Below are 16,807 nucleotides of genomic sequence, written 5' to 3'. Positions count from 1 at the left end.
TTCCCCTGAACACACATCCATGGATAATCCGCCGCTCTCGCGCCCGCCCGGCGCCTTGACGAAGGGATTCGTATGAAGTGGCTGTGTTACCTCTGCCTGCTTGCCAGCCTGTGTTTGAGTTCCGCGCAATCGGCGTCTTTTTATGAGGGAAAGCCGCTGGCGCACCCAGTGATCGACAGCCTCCAGGAAAGTCAGGCAACGCTGGCCTTCATCAAGGAAACCGCCGGCGTCACCGGGTATTACTGCCTTTGTCAGAGCCCAGACAGCCAGCCGCAAGCGCTCGACACATATGGCGACGCCTCCATCGAGGCCGTATTCAATACCGCGCTGGACAACGAACACACCACGATGTTCGTGCTGTTCAAGACTAAAAACCGCTATGGCATTCGCGCCTACCGCTTCTACGAAAGCCCGCAGATCTACGTCAGACTTGACCGCCTGCAACCCGCTCTCGACCGCATTGCCAAAGATCAGAAAAACCTTAATGTGCTAATGGTCCGCAAGGCGCTGGCAAAGCTGAGCCCGTTTGACTACCGCATTAACTATGAAGAATCCGGGGTCACCGAATTTGACCAAATCGATCACACTGCAGGCACGCTCGTAAGCTATTTCGATGAGCAGAAAAAGCCCGTCCCCGATGATCCAGCCAGTGACAGCATCAGTACCTACAAAAAAACCTTTCAGAAGAAAGACGGGCGCTTCCTGACAGTGACCTACTGGCGCGGCACGGATAAACCAGTTCGCGACTATGGCGACCGGACGGCTTACAACTATCAGATCTACAGCATCGCCTGGGAAACCGATCCGACTCAGTATGACGCCACGCGTGATGGCTATGCCGTGACCTTTAACTCTGGACTTTTGCGCTCCATCGGCCAGTACAAAAACAATCTGCGGACCGGTGAGTGGACCTTTCAGAAAGGCTGGGAGAATCGCTCGAGCGGCCCCTACGTCGACGGAAAACGTCACGGCCGATGGAGTATCTGGACGCCAGAGGAACTGCAAGTCGGCAATTACGAAAATGACTTGCGCGAAGGTCGCTGGCGGACCGCGCCGCCCGAAGACGATGAGCCCGAGTCCAGCGGCTTCGTCACCTATCTGCATGACCAACTTCAGGGGGCCAGCGAACAGCGCCGCAATGGCGTGGTCACTGAGCGTGGCGACTATCAGAACGACAAACGCCAAGGCCCCTGGCTGACCGGTGCGGGTGAAGGCACCTATGAAAATGGCCTGCAAAGTGGTCCCTGGATACTCAGAACCAAAGAGGGGCATACGCAACGTGTGAACTTCATCGATGGCAAGAAGGAAGGCGAGCTGCGTGATACCGACGCCAATGGCACGCTGACGCTGGTGGAGCACTACAAGGCCAACATGCTTGCAGGAGTTCGAGAAGGCTACGCCGCGAATGGCAAGCCCACCTTCCGTGAGCAGTATGAAAATGGAAAACCGCACGGACCGGCACAGCATTTCAGCGCTGATGGCAGCCGCCTCATTAAAGAGATGACCTGGCGCGACGGCGTACTCGACGGCCCTTATCGCGACTACCTCGACGACGGCACACTCGCGAGCGAGGGCGCGTATAGGAATGGTCAATTCCTCGGGACCTGGATAGATCGTGATGCCAAAGGCGCCGTCGCTTTGGAAACGAACTCGTGCAGCTTCGACGAGAATGGGCCGAAGGTCGCTCTCTGTGGGAAGTTTCGTGTTTTCAAGCAAGGGAGACTGCAAAGCGAAAGCGAGTACCTGTACGGGCGCAGACAAAACTACGTCGAATACAACGTTGAAACGGGGAAAAAAACGCAGGAAATGATTATCGGCGAGGACGATCAGGTCACGGTTAACAACTATGGCTCTGACGGCGGCTTATGCAGGCTGGCCAAAAAAGGCTTCACGCTGATGACCATCAACCAGCAGTCGGTTAAAAACTATGACGGCGCCGAACTGTACGGCGAACAGTTGTGTTTCTACCCTAACGGTGTCGTCAGTAGCCGCTACTTTTTCGATCGGGGCTTTCTAGGCTGCACGATTCGTTATGACGAAACAGGCAAGGAAATACCGGAACGCTGCGCGCCGCCGACGCCTGAAATGGAAAGACGCATGCAAAAATTCATTCGCTGATTTCGCAACCAGCGATAAACCAATGTAGGAGCGAGACCGGCTTGCCGGCGATAGCATTCGTTCCTTCAACACTGATGCTGGATGATCCGCCGCCATCGCCGGCAAGCCGGTCTCGCTCCCACAGGGGATTCGTTGCGCTTGGGAGATGACGGCAAATCATGCCCAAATGTTTACAACTTGGGTCAATCACCAACCCTGACCTATGCTGCAACCCAACGCGTTCGTTTCTGGTCGATTTTATGGGTCGTGGTTTTCTGTTCATCCTGCTGTTGATCGCCCTGCCCGCCGCCGCGCAGATTTATAAGTACACCGACGCCGCCGGCAACACTGCCTACAGCAATCAACCACCCGACGGTGTGAAGGCTCAGCCGGTCGAACTGCCGCCGCTCAACAGCGTCGAGCGCCAAGCGCCTCCCACCCCACCCGCACAAGCCACCAGCGGCGAACAACCTCGCAGCGCCTACGAGGTGCTGGAGCTGACCAACCTGCCCACCACCGAAGCGCTGCGAGCCAACAACGGTACCTTCACCGTCAACGTGTTGATCAAACCGCGCTTGCAAGGCCCGCATCTTTTCAGGCTGCTGCTGGACGACCAGCCTTACGGCCAGCCGAGCAACGTGCCGATCCTGCAACTGGTCAACATTGATCGCGGCACTCACAGCCTCGCGGTGCAGGTGATCGACGGGGAAGATATCGTGCAGCAGAGTCCGACCGTAACCTTCACGGTTCAGCGGGTGCACAAGCCGTGAGGTTATGGCTGCTGGCCGCCTGCCTGATCGCGTTGTCCGCATCGGCCGAAGTCTTCACTTACATCGACGCACAGGGCAATCGGGTCTTCACCGACCAGCCTGGCTCCGGCAACGCCAGACGCGTGCCGCTGGCGACGAGCAACCGCATGTCCGCCAACCCGACCGGCGCAGCGCCGGTGATTGCCGAGAAGCGAACCGAAACCAAACCCCTGTTCCGCTACGACATGCTGCGAGTGCTGGTGCCCGAGCCCGACGCCACAATCCGCAGCAGCGCCGGCGAACTGATCGTCAGCATCACCAGCGAACCCGGCCTGCAACGAGGCCATCGCTACCGCTTGTTGCTGGACGGGCAGCCCACGGCTGAACCTGGTCCGAGCCCTGTGTTCGCGTTGAGCAACATCGATCGTGGCAGCCACAACCTGTCCGTGGAAATCCTCGACGAACACGGCCGCATCGTCGAGCGCACCGCCAGTCAACCCTTCCATATGCTGCGCATTTCCCTCGCACAAAAACGCCAGGTCAAACCCTGCGCGCTGACCGACTACGGCCAACGACCGGAATGTCCGCTCAAGGACAAGCCCATCGAGCCCAAAAATCCCTTCCTGCGTTTCTTCTAACCACGTTCAGCTTTGCGCACTATATTGGTGCAATGGGTTGCACCGTACCCAAATATCAACCCATTTTGGTTCGAAAGTACCCGCAAAAGCTGGCAGAACGCCACGCAAACGAGCGTCAAACGCCCGTTTCAGGCCTTTAACGCTTCTTTTCGGAGCCTTGGTTTGGTTTTTGCATTTTCCTGATATCGGCGCGTTATTCACGCGCATGCCCTGCTCCAAAAGAGGTCCTGATGACCATTAGCGACGCACTGCATCGATTGCTGCTCGACAACCTGACCACCGCCACCATCCTGCTCGACGCCGAACTGCGCCTCGAGTACATGAACCCGGCGGCGGAGATGCTGCTGGCCATCAGTGGCCAGCGCAGCCATGGGCAGTTCATCAGTGAGTTGTTCACCGAATCCACCGAAGCCCTGAATTCCCTGCGCCAGGCGGTCGAGCAGGCGCATCCGTTCACCAAACGCGAAGCGATGCTCACCGCCCTGACCGGCCAGACGCTGACCGTCGATTACGCGGTCACACCGATCCTGGCCAACGGCGCCACCATGCTGCTGCTGGAAGTCCACCCGCGTGACCGCTTGCTGCGGATCACCAAGGAAGAGGCGCAGCTGTCGAAGCAGGAAACCAGCAAGATGCTGGTGCGCGGCCTCGCTCACGAGATCAAGAATCCGCTCGGCGGGATTCGCGGTGCGGCCCAGCTGCTCGCCCGCGAGCTGCCGGAAGAAAGCCTGCGCGACTACACCAACGTCATCATTGAAGAAGCCGACCGCCTGCGAAACCTGGTCGATCGCATGCTCGGCTCCAACAAGTTGCCATCGTTGGCCATGTGCAACGTCCACGAAGTGCTGGAACGCGTCTGCCACTTGGTCGAGGCCGAAAGCCAGGGCTGCATCACATTGGTGCGCGATTACGACCCAAGCATTCCCGACGTGTTGATCGACCGCGAACAGATGATTCAGGCCGTCCTGAATATCGTGCGCAACGCAATGCAGGCCATCAGCAGCCAGAACGAGCTGCGCCTGGGTCGCATCAGCCTGCGCACCCGCGCCATGCGCCAGTTCACCATCGGCCACGTGCGCCATCGCCTGGTGACCAAGATCGAAATCATCGACAACGGCCCCGGTATTCCTGCGGAACTTCAGGAAACCATCTTCTTTCCCATGGTCAGCGGGCGCCCGGACGGTACCGGGCTCGGCCTGGCCATTACCCAGAACATCATCAGCCAGCACCAGGGCCTGATCGAATGTGACAGCCATCCAGGCCACACCACCTTCTCGATCTTTCTGCCACTGGAACAAGGAGCCACATCGACATGAGCCGTAGTGAAACCGTGTGGATCGTCGATGACGACCGTTCTATCCGTTGGGTCCTGGAAAAAGCCTTGCAGCAGGAAGGCATGACCACGCAAAGCTTCGACAGCGCCGATGGCGTGATGAGCCGCCTGGCGCGCCAGCAGCCGGACGTGATCATCTCCGACATTCGCATGCCGGGTGCCAGCGGTCTGGACCTTCTGGCGCGGATTCGCGAGCAACACCCACGGCTGCCAGTGATCATCATGACTGCGCACTCCGATCTGGACAGCGCTGTCGCGTCCTATCAGGGCGGCGCGTTCGAATACCTGCCCAAGCCGTTCGATGTCGACGAAGCGGTGTCCCTGGTCAAGCGCGCTAACCAGCACGCCCAGGAACAGCAAGGCCTGGAAGTCCCGGTCGCCCTGACCCGCACCCCGGAAATCATCGGCGAAGCGCCGGCGATGCAGGAAGTGTTTCGCGCCATCGGGCGCTTGAGCCACTCCAACATTACCGTGCTGATCAACGGTGAATCGGGTACGGGTAAAGAGCTGGTCGCCCATGCCCTGCACCGTCACAGTCCACGGGCGGCTTCGCCATTCATTGCGCTGAACATGGCGGCCATCCCGAAAGACCTGATGGAATCCGAGCTGTTCGGCCATGAAAAAGGCGCGTTCACCGGTGCGGCCAACCTGCGTCGCGGACGATTCGAACAGGCGGATGGCGGCACGCTGTTCCTTGATGAAATCGGCGACATGCCGGCGGACACGCAGACCCGTTTGCTGCGCGTGCTGGCAGACGGCGAGTTCTACCGCGTCGGCGGCCACGTGCCGGTCAAAGTCGACGTGCGGATCATCGCCGCGACTCACCAGAACCTGGAAACCCTGGTGCACGCCGGGAAATTCCGTGAAGACTTGTTCCACCGCCTCAACGTGATCCGCATTCATATTCCACGGTTGTCGGACCGTCGCGAAGACATCCCGACCCTCGCCAAACACTTCCTCAGCCGCGCCGCGCAAGAACTGGCGGTCGAGCCGAAGCTGTTGAAAAGCGAAACCGAGGAATACCTGAAGAACCTGCCGTGGGGCGGCAACGTCCGTCAGCTGGAAAACACCTGCCGCTGGATCACGGTGATGGCTTCGGGTCGCGAAGTGCACATCAGCGACCTGCCGCCAGAGCTGCTGAGCCTGCCGCAGGATTCGGCGCCGGTGACCAACTGGGAGCAAGCGCTGCGCCAGTGGGCCGATCAGGCGTTGGCGCGTGGTCAGTCGAGCCTGCTCGACAGCGCGGTGCCGGCGTTTGAGCGGATCATGATCGAGACTGCACTCAAGCACACCGCTGGCCGCCGTCGTGATGCTGCGGTTTTGCTGGGTTGGGGGCGTAATACCCTGACGCGCAAGATCAAGGAACTGGGGATGAAGGTGGATGGTGGGGATGATGATGAGGGGGATGAGGGTTAATTAGCCTTTAGATCATCATCGTTGCATAGATCCATTCGCGGGCAAGCCTCGCTCCTACAGGTTGGTAGAAATCCTGTAGGAGCTAGGCTTGCCCGCGAAGCTTTTGGGGCCAACGTGCACCGCCTGAATGCACCGTGAACCGCAATCGCGCACACCAACCGATCCAAAACCCCACCTGCGTTCACAATCGAACCCCTGACGAAAAAACACGAAAGCCCCGCAATACAGGGCTTTCGGCGTTTCAGAGCGCGAGATTGTTTCAAGCTGTTAAAACCTGGCACGCCCCCTGCAATAGTCCATTCAGTGATTCAGTTCACTACCCGGTTTCGGGGACCTTGGTACAGGCAGGCCGGGGATTCCCCTCTTTACATCGGGCTCACACCGCACTTGCGACGAGCCCAAACAGTTTTGGGGCCCTTGATACAGGCAGGTCAGGGGTTCCTTCTTTACACCGGGCTCACGATGCAATGCGCGAGCCCTGCCGTTTTGGGAACCTTGGTACAGGCAGGCCGGGGATTCCCTCTTTTATTGCTCCCGGAGATGGATCTCCAGCCGCCAGCGGTCATCGACCTCGCTACCGGCCCACTCGCCTTGCAGTGGCCGGGCCGCCACCACCGACAGCAACAACCCCCCATCACTCAATCGCACCCGCCAGTTCACGTTCTTGTCGTTGAGCTTGAGCTGACCTTTCTGCGTCTTGCCCTCCGCCTCGAACAGCAACGCCAGGCTGCCGTCGATAAACTCGCCGTGGGACTTGGGTTCGTTGTTGAACCACACCACCAGGCCGTCGTTCGTCACTTCGATTTGCTGCAATTCACTGGGGTCGGGCGTGGTCAGGCGACCGATCATCAGCCCCACCATTACCCCGACAATCGCCAGCGAACCCATCACGCGCGGGAATAGTTTCGAACGGGGATCCGCTTGCGGCGTAGAATGCCCGTCATCTTTACCTTCGGAGCCGTGCATGTTTCACGTCATCCTTTTTCAACCAGAAATTCCGCCGAATACCGGCAACGTTATCAGGCTGTGCGCCAACAGTGGCTGCCACCTGCATTTGATCGAACCGCTGGGCTTCGAGATGGACGACAAGCGCCTGCGCCGGGCCGGCCTCGATTACCACGAGTATGCCACCCTGCAACGCCATGCGGACCTCGCCAGTTGCCTGGAGAGCCTTGGTCATCCAAGGGTGTTCGCGTTTACCACCAAGGGTTCGCGGCCGTTCCATGACGCGAGCTTCGCCGAGGGCGATGCCTTTCTGTTCGGCCCGGAAAGCCGAGGCTTGCCGGCGGAAGTGCTGGATGCCCTGCCCGGCGAACAACGCCTGCGTTTGCCGATGCGCGAAGGCTGTCGCAGCCTGAACCTGTCGAACACTGTGGCGGTTGCCGTCTACGAGGGCTGGCGCCAGCTCGGATTCAAGTAACACCCCATAACAAATGTGGGAGTGAGCCTGCTCGCGATGGCGGTGTGTCAGCTGACATTGAAGTCATCTGACACACCGCCATCGCGAGCAGGCTCACTCCCACACGGGTGTCGCTGCGCAGCTTATTGAACGGTTGGAGTCTCGCCAGCCGCCTGCATGCGTTGCAGTTCTTGTGCGTACAGCGCGTCGAAGTTCACCGGAGCCAGCATCAGGGCCGGGAACGAACCACGGGTCACCAGGCTGTCCAGGGTTTCGCGAGCGTACGGGAACAGGATGTTCGGGCAGAACGCGCCGAGGGTGTGGCTCATCGAAGCGTCGTCCAGGTTCTTGATCAGGAAGATCCCGGCCTGTTGCACTTCAGCGATGAACGCTACTTCTTCACCGTTTTTCACGGTCACGGACAGGGTCAGCACGACTTCGTGGAAGTCGCCTTCCAGTGCCTTCTGGCGGGTGTTCAGATCCAGACCGACGCTTGGTTCCCACTGCTGGCGGAAGATCGCCGGGCTTTTCGGGGCTTCGAACGACAAGTCACGTACGTAGATGCGCTGCAAGGAGAATTGCGGTGCGGTTTCTTCTTCGCTAGCTGCAGTGTTCTGTTGGTCAGTCATCTCAGATCCTTTCTGATCTTGGGGTCTTATAGGGAAGGCATTCAGGCCTTGAGCATGGCGTCGAGCTTGCCGGCGCGCTCAAGGGCAAACAAATCATCACAACCGCCAACGTGGCGCTCACCGATCCAGATCTGCGGCACGGACGTGCGCCCGGCCTTCTGGGCCATGGCGGCGCGCACCTGCGGCTTGCCATCGACCTTGATCTCTTCGAAGGCCACGCCTTTGTTCTCGAGCAGGTACTTGGCTCGCGAGCAGTAAGGGCAGTAATCGCTGGAATAGACGACGACGTTGCTCATATCACTTCACCAGCGGCAGATTGTCGCCTTTCCAGCTGGAAATACCGCCGGACAGCTTGGCGGCGGTGAAGCCGGACTTCATCAGTTCGCGAGCGTGAGTGCCGGCGGTCTGGCCCATGGCGTCGACCAGGATGATGGTCTTGGCCTTGTGCTTTTCCAGTTCGGCCACGCGAGCGGCCAGTTTGTCGTGAGGAATGTTCAACGCGCCAACAATATGACCGGCGGCGAAATCCTTGACCGGACGAATGTCGATCACAACGCCCGCGTCCTTGTTGACCAGGCCGGTCAGTTCACCGGTGCTCAGGCTGCGGCCGCCGCCTTGCATCTGATAGGCGATCAGCAACGCCAGCAGTACCACGAAGATACCGACGAGCAGATAGTGGTTAGTGGCAAATTCAATCAGGTGAGCAACCATCGAAGGAGGTTCCAGGGCGTTAAAATGTCGGCCAGTATACACAGCCACTATGGTGGGCCAAACCCCGTCCGGCGGTGACGCCGTCGGAACTTCGCTTTAAACTGCCACTCCCTTTTCCATTGCCCTCTTTTAACTCAGCCACGAGTGGAATCCATGACTACCACGCCTAAACCTTTGGTCCTGATTATTCTCGACGGCTTCGGTCACAGTGAGAGCCCTGAATCCAACGCCATCTATGCGGCGAAGAAGCCCGTACTGGACCGTCTGTGGGCCACCGTGCCGAACGGTCTGATCTCGGGCAGTGGCATGGACGTCGGCCTGCCGGATGGCCAGATGGGCAACTCCGAAGTCGGCCACATGAACCTCGGTGCCGGCCGCGTTGTGTATCAAGACTTTACTCGCGTGACCAAATCGATCCGCGACGGCGAGTTCTTCGAGAACCCGACCATCTGCGCGGCTGTGGATAAAGCCGTTGCCGCCGGCAAAGCCGTGCACTTCATGGGCCTGCTGTCCGATGGCGGCGTTCACAGCCACCAGGATCACCTGGTTGCCATGGCCGAATTGGCTGCCAAACGCGGCGCGGAAAAAATCTACCTGCACGCCTTCCTCGATGGCCGCGACACGCCGCCGAAAAGCGCCCAGTCGTCGATCGAACTGCTCGACGCGACCTTCCAGGCCCTCGGCAAAGGCCGGATCGCCAGCATTATTGGCCGTTACTTCGCCATGGACCGCGACAACCGCTGGGACCGCGTGTCCCAAGCCTACAACCTGATTGTCGACGGCAATGGCGAATTCAACGCCGCCACCGCCCAGGAAGGCCTGCAAGCCGCGTACGAGCGTGGCGAGAGCGACGAATTCGTCAAAGCCACCTCCATCGGTGAGCCGGTTAAAGTCGAAGACGGCGACGCCGTAGTGTTCATGAACTTCCGCGCCGACCGCGCCCGCGAGCTCACCCGCGTGTTCGTCGAAGACGGTTTCAAGGATTTCGAACGTGCGCGCCAGCCAAAACTGGCCGGTTTCGTCATGCTCACCCAATACGCCGCCAGCATCCCCGCGCCATCGGCCTTCGCCGCCGGCAGCCTGGACAACGTGCTCGGCGACTTCCTGGCGAAAAACGGCAAGACGCAGCTGCGCATCGCCGAAACCGAGAAGTATGCCCACGTGACCTTCTTCTTCTCCGGCGGCCGTGAAGAACCGTTCCCGGGCGAAGAACGCATCCTGATCCCGTCGCCGAAAGTCGCTACTTATGACTTGCAGCCGGAAATGAGCGCGCCGGAAGTCACCGACCGCATCGTCGACGCCATCGAAAACCAGCGTTACGACGTGATCGTGGTCAACTACGCCAACGGCGACATGGTCGGCCACAGCGGCGTGTTCGAAGCAGCGGTGAAAGCCGTGGAATGCCTGGACCTGTGCGTCGGCCGCATCGTCGATGCGCTGGACAAAGTCGGCGGCGAAGCGCTGATCACAGCGGATCACGGCAACGTCGAGCAGATGTCCGACGAAACCACCGGCCAGGCGCATACCGCACATACCACCGAGCCGGTGCCGTTCATTTATGTCGGCAAGCGTGACCTGAAGGTGCGTGAAGGCGGCGTGCTGGCGGATGTGGCGCCAACCATGCTGAAGCTGTTGGGCCTGGAAAAACCGGCTGAAATGACCGGGACTTCGATCCTGGTGTAACCCGGTCGCTCAAACACCGAAAAACCCTGTGGGAGCGGGCTTGCTCGCGAAAGCGGTGTGTCAGTCGACATCAACCTTGATTGACACACCGCATTCGCGAGCAAGCCCGCTCCCACATTGGTATTGCGTGGTTTTTCGGGCCGGTTATCACACAGCCCCAATTGGGCGTTTTTTTTGCAGCGTGGGGCGGGCATACTAGGCCGTCCCTTTCCCTGGTGTCGCCCGCCTCTATGCTTCGCGTCCTGATAGCCCTTGCCCTGACTTGCCTGCTCCAACCGGCCTTTGCTGACGAGCGCGCGCAAACCCAACAACAGTTGGACGCCACGCGTCAGGACATCGCCGAGCTGAAAAAACTGCTGGGCAAGCTCCAGGAAGAGAAATCCGGGGTGCAGAAAGACCTCAAGGGCACCGAGACCGAGATGGGCAAGCTCGAGAAGCAGGTCGAAGCCCTGCAAAAAGAGCTGAAAAAAAGCGAATCCGAGCTGCAGCGTCTCGATGGTGAGAAAAAAAAACTCCAGAGCGCGCGCATTGAACAGCAAAGACTGATCGCCATTCAGGCCCGCGCGGCCTATCAGAACGGCCGTCAGGAGTATTTGAAGCTGCTGCTCAACCAGCAGAATCCGGAAAAATTCGCCCGCACCCTCACCTATTACGATTACCTGAGCCAGGCCCGCCTGGAGCAGTTGAAGAGTTTCAACGAAACCTTGCGTCAATTGGCCAATGTCGAAAAAGACATCGCCCTACAACAAGCGCAGTTGCTGGTGCAAAAGAGCAGCCTCGACAGCCAGCGCGATGAACTCGACAAAGTCCGTCAGGAACGCCAGCAGGTCCTCGCCAAGCTCAGCGATGACGTAAAGGCTCGCGATCAGAAACTGGCCGCCCGCGAGCAGGATCAGGCAGACCTGTCTAAAGTCCTTAAAACCATCGAAGAAACCCTGGCCCGCCAGGCTCGTGAGGCAGAAGAAGCGCGGCAAAAAGCGCTGATTGCCCAGCAGGAAGCCGAAAAAAAGCGTTTACGTGAGGCTCAGGCGGCAGCAGATGCAGACGCCACTGACGCCCCACGCAAACCCGTTAAATCGACACCCGGCGCCCTGGTATCAAGCTCAGGCGAGACGTTTGGCGGCCCGTTTGCTTCCAGCCGGGGAAAACTTCCATGGCCGGTTGATGGTCGACTGCTGGCACGCTTTGGCGAAACCCGTGGCGACGACGCCCGCACCAAATGGGACGGCGTGATGATCAGCGCCTCCGCCGGCAGCCAGGTGCATGCCGTGCATGGTGGTCGCGTGGTGTTTGCCGACTGGCTGCGCGGTGCCGGCTTGCTGGTGATCCTTGACCACGGCAACGGTTTTTTGAGTCTTTACGGTCACAACCAGACGCTGCTCAAGTCTGCGGGTGACGTGGTGAAAGCCGGTGAGTCCATCTCCACTGTCGGTAACAGCGGCGGGCAGGACACTCCAGCACTGTATTTCGCAATTCGTCAGCAGGGTCACCCGAGTGATCCGGCGCAATGGTGCCGCGCGCAAGGATAGGCGTTGAGTCACCTACATTAGGAGTTCGTTCGACATGCTGCATTTGTCCCGTCTTACCTCGCTGGCCCTGACGATCGCACTGGTGATCGGCGCGCCTCTGGCGTTCGCTGCTCAACCGGCTCCGGCGGTCGCGCCTGCGGGCACTGCTGCGACGACCAAGGCGCCGTTGCCGCTGGAAGAGTTGCGCACCTTTGCCGAGGTCATGGACCGGATCAAGGCAGCCTATGTCGAACCGGTGGACGACAAGACCCTGCTGGAAAACGCCATCAAGGGCATGCTCAGCAACCTCGACCCGCACTCCGCCTACCTGGGCCCGGAAGACTTCGCTGAGTTGCAGGAAAGCACCAGCGGCGAATTCGGCGGCCTGGGCATCGAAGTCGGCGCCGAAGACGGTTTCATCAAGGTGGTTTCGCCTATCGATGACACACCCGCCTCGAAGGCCGGCATTCAGGCCGGCGACTTCATCGTCAAGATCAACGGCCAGCCGACTCGCGGCCAGAGCATGACCGAAGCCGTGGACAAGATGCGCGGCAAGATCGGCCAGAAAATCACCCTGACCCTGGTTCGCGATGGCGGCACGCCGTTCGACGTGACCCTGTCCCGCGCCATCATTCAGGTGAAGAGCGTGAAGAGCCAGTTGCTGGAGTCCGGCTACGGCTACATCCGCATCACTCAGTTCCAGGTCAAGACCGGCGAAGAAGTCTCCAAGGCCCTGGCCAAGTTGCGCAAGGACAACGGCAAGAAGCTCAAAGGCATCATCCTCGACCTGCGTAACAACCCGGGCGGCGTGCTGCAGGCAGCGGTGGAAGTGGTCGACCACTTCATCACCAAGGGCCTGATCGTTTACACCAAGGGCCGCATCGCCAACTCCGAGTTGCGCTTCTCCGCCACCGGCAAAGACGAAAGCGAAGCGGTGCCGATGGTTGCGCTGATCAACGGCGGCAGCGCCTCGGCCTCGGAAATTGTGGCCGGCGCCCTGCAGGATCAGAAACGCGCGGTGGTCATGGGCACCACCAGTTTCGGCAAGGGCTCGGTGCAAACCGTGCTGCCGCTGAACAACGACCGCGCGCTGAAGATCACCACGGCGCTGTATTACACGCCGAACGGCCGCTCGATCCAGGCCCAGGGCATCGTCCCGGACATCGAAGTGCGCAAGGCCAAGATCACCAGCGAGCAGGACGGCGAATACTTCAAGGAAGCCGATCTGCAAGGTCACCTGGGCAATGGCAACGGCGGCGCCGACAAACCGACCGGCTCCAGCGCCAAGGCCAAGGCGATGCCGCAGGATGATGACTACCAGTTGGCCCAAGCCCTGAGCCTGCTCAAAGGGTTGAGCATCACCTCCGGCCGCTGAGATGCGCCTGCGGTTGGTTCTCGGTCTGCTGTGCTGTCTGGCGGGTGTTGCTCACGCGGCGCCCGCCCCTCAAAAAGCCTACATCAGCCTGATCATCGATGACCTGGGGCAGAACCTGCCCCGGGATCGCCGCGTGCTGGCCCTGCCCGGCCCCGTGACCACGGCGATCATGCCCGACACACCCCACGCCACCGAATTCGCTCGCGAAGCTCATCGCGCCGGCAAGATCGTCATCCTGCACATGCCGATGGACCCCGCCACGGGGCCGTTCGCCTGGCATCCCGAGCTGCCCATCGAAGAGCTTGCGAAGCGCCTCGACGCGGCATTCAAAATGGTCCCGTACACAAGCGGCATCAACAACCACATGGGCAGTCGCATGACCGCACAGCAACCCGCCATGGCCTGGTTGATGGCGGAGTTGCAGCGGCGGCACAAGTTCTTCGTCGACAGCCGCACCAGCGCGCAAACCGTGGCAGCGGCCGAAGCGCAGAAGATTGGGTTGGCGAGTGTTTCGCGGGATGTGTTTCTGGATGATGAGCGAACTGAAGCGGCGATCTTCACCCAGCTACAGACCGCGATCAATCTGGCGCATAAACAGGGTTCGGCGGTGATGATCGGGCATCCGTATCCGCAGACGCTGGCAGTGCTGGAGCGCGAGTTGCCGAAGCTGAAAGCTCAGGGCATTGACTGGATTGATATCAAGTTGATGATCAGCGTGCGCAGTAACCGCGCAACGACTGCGCACGGCAAGGACGGCGTTTACCGCTAACTTGCCGCCTCGCAAAACAACTGTGGGAGCGGGCTTGCTCGCGAATGCGGTGTGTCAGTCAATGTTAATGTCGACTGACACTGCGCATTCGCGAGCAAGCCCGCTCCCACATTAGATTGTGCAGGTCACCGAGATTAGAGATACCGCCCCATGATCTCGTCCACCACGCCTTCCTTGCGCAGCTGATCCAGCGCGGCTTGCAGCTTGGCGACGGTTTCATCCGGCACGTCTTTGTTCAGCGCCAAATACAGCTCCGCACTGTTGAAGCGCAGCACGGTCTTGAGCCCGGTGACACCGTCCTGACGCGCCAGGTAACGCCCGGCCGGGTCGCCCGTGGCCCACAAGTCGATCTGGCCGCTGGTCAGTTTCTTCGCGTTGTCCTGGTCCCGCAGCACGACAATCGGCTTCAACCCTTGCTTGGCCAGCGTCTCGGCAATCGCGTCGCCCTTGTACGCACCGATCTTGTATTTGCGCGCATCTTCCAGCGTTTCCAGGCTGATCTTGCTGTCCGCCTTGGCCAGCATGATCCAGTCATCCGGACCGATCGGGCCGACCCACTTGAAGAGCTTTTCACGGTCAGGCAGCCGCGCCATCACGAACACGCCATACCCGGGTTTCTCGAGGGCGAGCTTGTAGATACGCTCCCAGGGGAAACGCAGGGTCAGGCTGTAGGTTACGTCGGCACGCTTGAACATCTCGCGGACAATGTCCACGGCGATGCCATTGATGTTCTCGTCCTGAGCGAAGTTCTTGCCGTTCTTGGCCATGTTGTAAGGCGGGAAGTTTTCCGTCAGCAGCACCAGGTCGGCGTCGGGATTTTCGGTGGCGTGCACGCCACTGATCTGCAATAGAGAAGCGCTGGCGAGGGCAAGAAGAAGGCGTTTGAGCATGTCTGGCTACCGAGATCCATGGCGTACCCAAGAGTGCCTTGAGCCCGCCATGATGTCCACTGGCCTGTATCGTTTGTTTAGCGCATCACGATGCCGCGATGGGCCATGTAGGCCTTGGCTTCCTGCACGGTGTATTCGCCAAAGTGGAAAATACTCGCGGCCAGAACGGCGCTGGCGTGACCTTCGATGATGCCGTCGGCCAAATGCTGCAGGTTGCCGACGCCGCCGGAAGCGATCACCGGAATACCCAGCGCATCGCTGATCGCACGGGTAACGCCCAGGTCGAAACCGTTTTTCATGCCGTCCTGGTCCATGCTGGTCAGCAGGATTTCGCCGGCTCCCAGGCCTTCCATCTTCTTCGCCCACTCGACCGCGTCGAGACCGGTCGGCTTGCGCCCGCCGTGAGTGAAGATTTCCCAGCGCGGGGTTTCGCCCGGACCAGAGACCTTCTTCGCATCGATGGCAACCACGATGCACTGCGAACCGAAATGCTGCGCCGCCTCACCCACGAACTCCGGGTTGAACACGGCAGCGGTATTGATCGAGACCTTGTCCGCGCCGGCATTCAGCAGGTTGCGAATGTCCTGCACGGTACGCACGCCGCCGCCAACGGTCAGCGGAATAAAGACCTGGCTGGCCATGCGCTCAACGGTATGCAGCGTGGTGTCGCGACCGTCGACGCTGGCGGTGATGTCGAGAAAAGTAATCTCGTCGGCACCCTGCTCGTCGTAACGACGGGCGATTTCCACCGGGTCGCCGGCATCGCGGATGTTTTCGAACTTCACACCTTTGACGACCCGGCCGTTATCCACGTCCAGGCAAGGGATGATGCGTTTGGCCAGCGCCATGGTCAGTCCTCAGCCTTTGTACGAATCGCAGAAAGCTTGCGCTTCAGCGACGTCGAGGGTGCCTTCGTAGATCGCCCGGCCGGTGATCGCGCCGATGATGCCCGGCGCCTTGGCGTCGAGCAGCGACTTGATGTCACCCAGGTTGTGGATACCACCGGAAGCAATAACCGGGATCTTCGTGGCCGCAGCCAGCGCAGCGGTGAACGGCACGTTGCAGCCCTGCATCATGCCGTCTTTGGCGATGTCGGTATAAACGATCGCGGACACGCCGTCGGCTTCGAATTGCTTGGCCAGGTCGATGACCTGAACGGTGCTGATTTCAGCCCAGCCATCGGTGGCGACGAAACCGTCTTTGGCATCCAGACCGACGATCACTTTGCCCGGGAACGCGCGGCAGGCTTCGGCGACGAACGCCGGATCTTTCACGGCTTTGGTGCCGATGATCACGTAGCTCACGCCCGCTTTGACGTAGTGCTCGATGGTTTCCAGCGAGCGGATACCGCCGCCGATCTGGATCGGCAGGTTCGGGTAGCGCTTGGCGATGGCGGTGACCACTTCGCCGTTGACCGGCTGGCCTTCGAAGGCACCGTTCAGATCGACCAGATGCAGACGACGGCAACCGCCCTCCACCCACTTGGCGGCCATGCTCACCGGGTCATCGGAGAACACCGTGGAATCTTCCATGCGGCCCTGGCGCAGACGAACACAGGCACCGTCCTTGAGATCGATAGCGGGAATAATCAGCATCTGGCAAACCTTCAA

The 16,807-nt window shown here is 60.0% G+C and carries 17 protein-coding genes and 1 pseudogene; 11 read left to right on the top strand and 7 right to left on the bottom strand.

The genetic code is table 11. From position 1 onward, the window contains the following. Window positions 1-72 precede the first annotated feature (72 nt). The 5 genes from IB245_RS04660 to ntrC all read left to right on the top strand — a co-directional run bounded on the left by IB245_RS04660 (window position 73) and on the right by ntrC (window position 6,233). Complete coding sequence (locus tag IB245_RS04660) at window positions 73-2,118, top strand: toxin-antitoxin system YwqK family antitoxin (RefSeq protein ID WP_192226828.1); 2,046 nt, start codon at window positions 73-75, stop codon at window positions 2,116-2,118. Between the two features lie 239 nt (window positions 2,119-2,357). Next, on the top strand, window positions 2,358-2,867 hold the full coding sequence (locus IB245_RS04655; protein ID WP_192226827.1) for a DUF4124 domain-containing protein: 510 nt from the start codon (window positions 2,358-2,360) through the stop codon (window positions 2,865-2,867). Further along, entirely contained in the window at window positions 2,864-3,484 is a 621-nt protein-coding gene (locus tag IB245_RS04650; protein ID WP_192226826.1) for a DUF4124 domain-containing protein, read from the top strand. The genes IB245_RS04655 and IB245_RS04650 overlap by 4 nt, the downstream gene beginning before the upstream one ends. A gap of 230 nt (window positions 3,485-3,714) precedes the next feature. After that, on the top strand, window positions 3,715-4,800 hold the full coding sequence (gene glnL / locus IB245_RS04645; protein WP_008024908.1) for a nitrogen regulation protein NR(II): 1,086 nt from the start codon (window positions 3,715-3,717) through the stop codon (window positions 4,798-4,800). Then, window positions 4,797-6,233 (top strand): nitrogen regulation protein NR(I), encoded by a 1,437-nt coding sequence (gene ntrC, locus IB245_RS04640; protein ID WP_008024910.1) that lies wholly within the window; start codon window positions 4,797-4,799, stop codon window positions 6,231-6,233. The genes glnL and ntrC overlap by 4 nt, the downstream gene beginning before the upstream one ends. 525 nt (window positions 6,234-6,758) lie before the next feature. Here the strand turns inward: ntrC and IB245_RS04635 are convergent. Further along, a complete protein-coding gene (locus IB245_RS04635; protein ID WP_032828573.1) occupies window positions 6,759-7,199 on the bottom strand; it encodes a hypothetical protein in 441 nt (146 codons plus the stop codon). Here IB245_RS04635 and IB245_RS04630 point away from each other — a divergent pair. Further along, window positions 7,198-7,653 carry a tRNA (cytidine(34)-2'-O)-methyltransferase gene (locus tag IB245_RS04630; protein ID WP_008024914.1) on the top strand — a complete coding sequence of 152 codons (456 nt, stop codon included), beginning with the start codon at window positions 7,198-7,200 and terminating at the stop codon, window positions 7,651-7,653. The two genes, IB245_RS04635 and IB245_RS04630, sit on opposite strands and share 2 nt — an antisense overlap. Before the next feature lie 122 nt (window positions 7,654-7,775). Here the strand turns inward: IB245_RS04630 and secB are convergent, their stop codons facing one another. From secB to IB245_RS04615, 3 genes are read right to left on the bottom strand one after another with little or no spacing between them, the layout of a single operon-like run. Next, a complete protein-coding gene (gene secB / locus IB245_RS04625; RefSeq protein WP_007897410.1) occupies window positions 7,776-8,261 on the bottom strand; it encodes a protein-export chaperone SecB in 486 nt (161 codons plus the stop codon). 41 nt (window positions 8,262-8,302) lie between these two features. Beyond that, window positions 8,303-8,557, bottom strand: a complete 255-nt coding sequence (gene grxC / locus IB245_RS04620; RefSeq protein WP_008024917.1) for a glutaredoxin 3 — start codon at window positions 8,555-8,557, stop codon at window positions 8,303-8,305. Between the two features lies 1 nt (window position 8,558). Next, window positions 8,559-8,972, bottom strand: a complete 414-nt coding sequence (locus tag IB245_RS04615) for a rhodanese-like domain-containing protein (RefSeq protein WP_008024918.1) — start codon at window positions 8,970-8,972, stop codon at window positions 8,559-8,561. Window positions 8,973-9,125: 153 nt separating this feature from the next. On the opposite strand from IB245_RS04615, the gene gpmI reads away from it, so the two are divergent. The 5 genes and pseudogenes from gpmI to IB245_RS04595 all read left to right on the top strand — a co-directional run bounded on the left by gpmI (window position 9,126) and on the right by IB245_RS04595 (window position 14,307). Further along, window positions 9,126-10,655, top strand: coding sequence for a 2,3-bisphosphoglycerate-independent phosphoglycerate mutase (gene gpmI, locus IB245_RS04610; protein ID WP_008040999.1), 1,530 nt, complete (start codon window positions 9,126-9,128; stop codon window positions 10,653-10,655). 28 nt (window positions 10,656-10,683) lie between these two features. Continuing rightward, window positions 10,684-10,770: pseudogene (locus IB245_RS29235) on the top strand (metal ABC transporter ATP-binding protein); the annotation flags it as partial. A gap of 115 nt (window positions 10,771-10,885) precedes the next feature. Further along, entirely contained in the window at window positions 10,886-12,184 is a 1,299-nt protein-coding gene (locus tag IB245_RS04605) for a murein hydrolase activator EnvC family protein (protein WP_008024921.1), read from the top strand. A 34-nt stretch (window positions 12,185-12,218) separates the two neighbouring features. Then, window positions 12,219-13,538, top strand: coding sequence for a S41 family peptidase (locus tag IB245_RS04600; protein ID WP_008024923.1), 1,320 nt, complete (start codon window positions 12,219-12,221; stop codon window positions 13,536-13,538). Between the two features lies 1 nt (window position 13,539). After that, window positions 13,540-14,307 (top strand): divergent polysaccharide deacetylase family protein, encoded by a 768-nt coding sequence (locus IB245_RS04595; protein ID WP_192226825.1) that lies wholly within the window; start codon window positions 13,540-13,542, stop codon window positions 14,305-14,307. A gap of 134 nt (window positions 14,308-14,441) precedes the next feature. On the opposite strand, the gene IB245_RS04590 is transcribed toward IB245_RS04595, so the two are convergent. The 3 genes from IB245_RS04590 to hisA form a co-directional block, all read right to left on the bottom strand. Next, window positions 14,442-15,197, bottom strand: a complete 756-nt coding sequence (locus IB245_RS04590) for a substrate-binding periplasmic protein (RefSeq protein ID WP_008024926.1) — start codon at window positions 15,195-15,197, stop codon at window positions 14,442-14,444. A gap of 77 nt (window positions 15,198-15,274) precedes the next feature. Next, a complete protein-coding gene (hisF, locus tag IB245_RS04585) occupies window positions 15,275-16,045 on the bottom strand; it encodes an imidazole glycerol phosphate synthase subunit HisF (protein WP_007972752.1) in 771 nt (256 codons plus the stop codon). Window positions 16,046-16,054: 9 nt separating this feature from the next. Beyond that, entirely contained in the window at window positions 16,055-16,792 is a 738-nt protein-coding gene (gene hisA, locus IB245_RS04580) for a 1-(5-phosphoribosyl)-5-[(5-phosphoribosylamino)methylideneamino]imidazole-4-carboxamide isomerase (protein ID WP_008041005.1), read from the bottom strand. Window positions 16,793-16,807: the final 15 nt, after the last annotated feature.

The sequence above is a fragment of the Pseudomonas sp. PDM02 genome (genome assembly GCF_014852285.1).
GTDB lineage: Bacteria > Pseudomonadota > Gammaproteobacteria > Pseudomonadales > Pseudomonadaceae > Aquipseudomonas > Aquipseudomonas migulae.
The sequence above is the reverse complement of the archived record's forward strand: the minus strand, read 5'-3'. Positions and strand labels throughout refer to the sequence as shown.

What these genes read in the sequence shown, in the direction of transcription:
- IB245_RS04660 (WP_192226828.1), top strand. Translation starts at nt 73, where the DNA reads ATGAAGTGGCTGTGTTACCTCTGCCTGCTTGCCAGCCTGTGTTTGAGT.
- IB245_RS04655 (WP_192226827.1), top strand. Translation starts at nt 2,358, where the DNA reads ATGGGTCGTGGTTTTCTGTTCATCCTGCTGTTGATCGCCCTGCCCGCC.
- glnL (WP_008024908.1), top strand. Translation starts at nt 3,715, where the DNA reads ATGACCATTAGCGACGCACTGCATCGATTGCTGCTCGACAACCTGACC.
- ntrC (WP_008024910.1), top strand. Translation starts at nt 4,797, where the DNA reads ATGAGCCGTAGTGAAACCGTGTGGATCGTCGATGACGACCGTTCTATC.
- IB245_RS04630 (WP_008024914.1), top strand. Translation starts at nt 7,198, where the DNA reads ATGTTTCACGTCATCCTTTTTCAACCAGAAATTCCGCCGAATACCGGC.
- IB245_RS04635 (WP_032828573.1), bottom strand. Translation starts at nt 7,199, where the DNA reads ATGCACGGCTCCGAAGGTAAAGATGACGGGCATTCTACGCCGCAAGCG.
- secB (WP_007897410.1), bottom strand. Translation starts at nt 8,261, where the DNA reads ATGACTGACCAACAGAACACTGCAGCTAGCGAAGAAGAAACCGCACCG.
- grxC (WP_008024917.1), bottom strand. Translation starts at nt 8,557, where the DNA reads ATGAGCAACGTCGTCGTCTATTCCAGCGATTACTGCCCTTACTGCTCG.
- IB245_RS04615 (WP_008024918.1), bottom strand. Translation starts at nt 8,972, where the DNA reads ATGGTTGCTCACCTGATTGAATTTGCCACTAACCACTATCTGCTCGTC.
- gpmI (WP_008040999.1), top strand. Translation starts at nt 9,126, where the DNA reads ATGACTACCACGCCTAAACCTTTGGTCCTGATTATTCTCGACGGCTTC.
- IB245_RS04605 (WP_008024921.1), top strand. Translation starts at nt 10,886, where the DNA reads ATGCTTCGCGTCCTGATAGCCCTTGCCCTGACTTGCCTGCTCCAACCG.
- IB245_RS04600 (WP_008024923.1), top strand. Translation starts at nt 12,219, where the DNA reads ATGCTGCATTTGTCCCGTCTTACCTCGCTGGCCCTGACGATCGCACTG.
- IB245_RS04595 (WP_192226825.1), top strand. Translation starts at nt 13,540, where the DNA reads ATGCGCCTGCGGTTGGTTCTCGGTCTGCTGTGCTGTCTGGCGGGTGTT.
- IB245_RS04590 (WP_008024926.1), bottom strand. Translation starts at nt 15,197, where the DNA reads ATGCTCAAACGCCTTCTTCTTGCCCTCGCCAGCGCTTCTCTATTGCAG.
- hisF (WP_007972752.1), bottom strand. Translation starts at nt 16,045, where the DNA reads ATGGCGCTGGCCAAACGCATCATCCCTTGCCTGGACGTGGATAACGGC.
- hisA (WP_008041005.1), bottom strand. Translation starts at nt 16,792, where the DNA reads ATGCTGATTATTCCCGCTATCGATCTCAAGGACGGTGCCTGTGTTCGT.